We start from the raw sequence: 3,238 nt of genomic DNA on the forward strand, positions 1-3,238 counted from the left end.
AAAATAAGGGTGACCAGCCACTGCTTCGGAACCCGTTTTTGGTTATTATGACCAGATTCGTGACTTTGTCAGTGAGTTTCGCAAACGCCTATATTTTCTGTAAGAGTGTAATCTCTCTGCCATTATACTGGAATCCAAAAATAAATACAAGAAAAACCGCATTGGACCAAAAGACCGCCTTCCCGGCTTCATTGCCCAATACGGTTTGTTATCTGTCTTTACTGCTTATTGATATAGGGGGAGGTCTCCTCCTCTATCTTTCTGCTGTACTCCCGCACACTGTCTGTCACGGTATAAGACTCATCTTCAAATAAAAACTGATGCAGCCAGACCACATTGGACTCCAAATCCATAGGGATGACACTGCTTCCCTTGGCTCCGATGTTTGCGGTGGTACGCATGCTCTCCTCAGGGAAGCCTCCCTGATCCACAATACGGTAATTTGCAATATTTCCTAAAAGGTCCAGAATATCCTTGGAATCCAGGCTGGTGTAAATATCGTCAATGGCGTCGTTAAACACCTTCGTAAGGGTGGCAAGGTCTGTCTTTTTTGCCTGCTCCTCAATGGCCATAATCACCTCACGCTGGCGGGCCGCACGCTTAAAGTCATTTCCTGCAGTGTAGCGGATTCGGCAGTAGGCGGTAGCCTGCAGGCCGTCTAAAAGCTGATAGCCCGTTTCCGTCACAGGCGTGTAGTCACACTGGAGAATCTCTGAAATTCCGATCTGATAGTTGTTAATATGCTTCAGCTCCTCGGAATCCACCTCAATATATACGCCTCCCAATCCGTCAATCACCTCCCGCAGGCCCTTGTAACCAACCGTAACAAAATTGGTGATATCCAGGTCCAGATTCATGTTCAGCATTTTTACCGCCTGCTCAGCGCCGCCTGCGGCATAAGCATAATTACACTTGCGGTAGTAATCCGTTCCCACATTCAGGAAGGTATCCCGGTAAACGCTGACCAGCTTGATGTCTCCCGTATCCATATTGATGCTGGCTATCATGATACTGTCGCTGTTGCTGCCCTTATACAGCTCGCTGTCAGTCTGGGCGTCCACACCAAAAAGGGCGATGTTCATATAGCCCTTCATAGTTTCGTTTGTCTCGACCTCCTCGGGAATCTCCAGCTGCTCCGGCTCAAGCACCGTCACCTTGGGTCCCTCGCTGGCCTGGGTCATCACCACATAAAGGATGGCCACCATAGCCAGAATTACAATAAGCTCCACTGCAAAGATAATGTATTTCTTTCTTTTTCTGGCCCGATACTCCTTCGCCGTCATCTTTCTTCTGGTTCCGGCTCCTGAGGTTCTCTTTTGATTGGAATTTGCTGCCATAATGCTTTTCTCCTTACTTCGCATGGTCTAATATGCGTTTTTGTTGATAAAACCCGTAAAAAAGGTCATAAAAATAATTTTTATATCAAATCCTATGGTCCAGTTTTCTATATAGTAAATATCATACTCAATCCTCTTGCGTATGGAGGTGTCTCCGCGCAGTCCGTTTACCTGCGCCCAGCCCGTCAGCCCAGGCCTCACCTGATGCTTTACCATATAGCGGGGAATTTCCTCTCTGAATTTTTCCACAAACAGAGGCCTCTCCGGTCTTGGTCCCACAAGACTCATATCACCCTTTAAAATGTTGAACAGCTGGGGCAGCTCATCTAAGCTGGTGCGTCTTAAGAATCTGCCGATTCCTGTCACCCTTGGATCGTTCTTTACGGTCCATGCCTTTTTCTCCTCCCCGGGAGGCTGCTGCTCCATGCTTCGAAATTTATACATATAGAAGGATTTGTTGTGAAGTCCCACCCTCTCCTGCTTAAAGATAACCGGTCCCGGACTGCTGAGCTTCACTAAGACAGCTGCCGCCAGCATGATAGGGGATGTTAAAATGATCCCCACAAGGGAGCCCACAATATCCATAATCCGCTTTGTGACAATATTTCCCGTATTGGTTAACGGCACATACCGGATATTGATCACAGGAAGCCCCATCAAATCCTCAGTGTAGGGTCTGGTGGGTATCAATTTATTGTAGTCAGGAATAAATTTTGTGTGCACTCCTGATTTTTCACAGATGCCCACAATGCTCTCTAACAGATCATAATCCTTTAAGGACAGGGTAATAGCAATTTCATCCAGCTTATTCTCCGGCAGAATAATCTCCAGGTTTCCCGTGCTTCCCAAAACCTTGACCCCCTTATAGAGGGTGCCGCTTGGAATATGGTTATCCAGAATGCCGCAGACAACATACCCCCACTGGGGATTGTCCAAAATTCTGTCAATATATTCCTCCGCTGCCCGGGAATACCCCACTAACAGAATATGCTTCAGATTGTAGCCCTTGCTGCGTATGGTTTGAAGGGATTTTCGCAGCACAACCCGGGCCAAGGCCGTCAGAAAAACATTCAGTACATAAAAAAAAGCCATTACGGAACGAGAAAAGTTGATTTCCCGGATAATCATATAGAGTATGATAATCAGAGCGGCTAACCCGATGGTATTTGCCTTTACAATCCCGTAGATCTCGTAGCGTCTTCTGACAGTTCTCTTTGGCGCATAGACGCCGCACCGATAATAAAGAAAAATATATCCCGGCACGATAAAAACCAAAAGCATAATATAATCGCCGATGGGAAGCACTCCCACACCGGGACCATCGTTTAAAATATAAAATTTAATGATGTAGGCGAGTATCAGCGAAACCGCCGTGAGAGCCGCATCCATTATGGTCAGCAGACGATTAAATACCTTTTGGTTATCTTTTATCATAGTTTATGCACCTGAAACTCATTTTACATGAAACTTACAAAAATCTCAACTTAAGAATTTATGAAGCCAATTCTTAAGTTTTCATAATAATTCGAATGAGATTGGCATATAATTGCCATTGTATGGCAAAATAGCTGCTCAGGTTTTCCTTGCGGAAGGGTATTTTTTTTGCTCTGCCTTCCTCCGAAAAAGAAAGCTTTATACCCCGGCACAGCCCCTTCACATATAGTATGCCCATTCTTTTTTTACAAAAAAAGAGTGTTTTTACCAAAAATCCCAGCAAAAAAAATGGCAGATTCACCATCTGCTGCAGCAAGGGCATATTCTTGGCGATCAAATATACGCTGTTAGCGGAAGAAAAGGCTGTCTTTTTCGCGTTATACCGGGAACCCGTAGATGCGCTGCCATAATGAAGCACCTTTGCCTTTGGCTCATAATAGCTTCTGTAGCCAAAAATCCGGGCCCGG

3 protein-coding genes are annotated in these 3,238 nt (G+C 45.5%); all 3 read right to left on the bottom strand.

Features of this window, described 5'->3' with window-relative positions:
• Window positions 1–218: 218 nt before the first annotated feature.
• Complete coding sequence (locus AC1WIP_RS13520) at window positions 219–1,337, bottom strand: LCP family protein (RefSeq protein ID WP_481142320.1); 1,119 nt, start codon at window positions 1,335–1,337, stop codon at window positions 219–221.
• Window positions 1,338–1,364: 27 nt separating this feature from the next.
• Complete coding sequence (locus AC1WIP_RS13525; protein WP_481142321.1) at window positions 1,365–2,771, bottom strand: undecaprenyl-phosphate glucose phosphotransferase; 1,407 nt, start codon at window positions 2,769–2,771, stop codon at window positions 1,365–1,367.
• A 73-nt stretch (window positions 2,772–2,844) separates the two neighbouring features.
• The coding region (locus tag AC1WIP_RS13530) for a glycosyltransferase family 2 protein (RefSeq protein WP_481142322.1) at window positions 2,845–3,238 on the bottom strand (394 nt) is incomplete at its 5' end.

Source organism: Acetatifactor sp., from assembly GCF_982438285.1.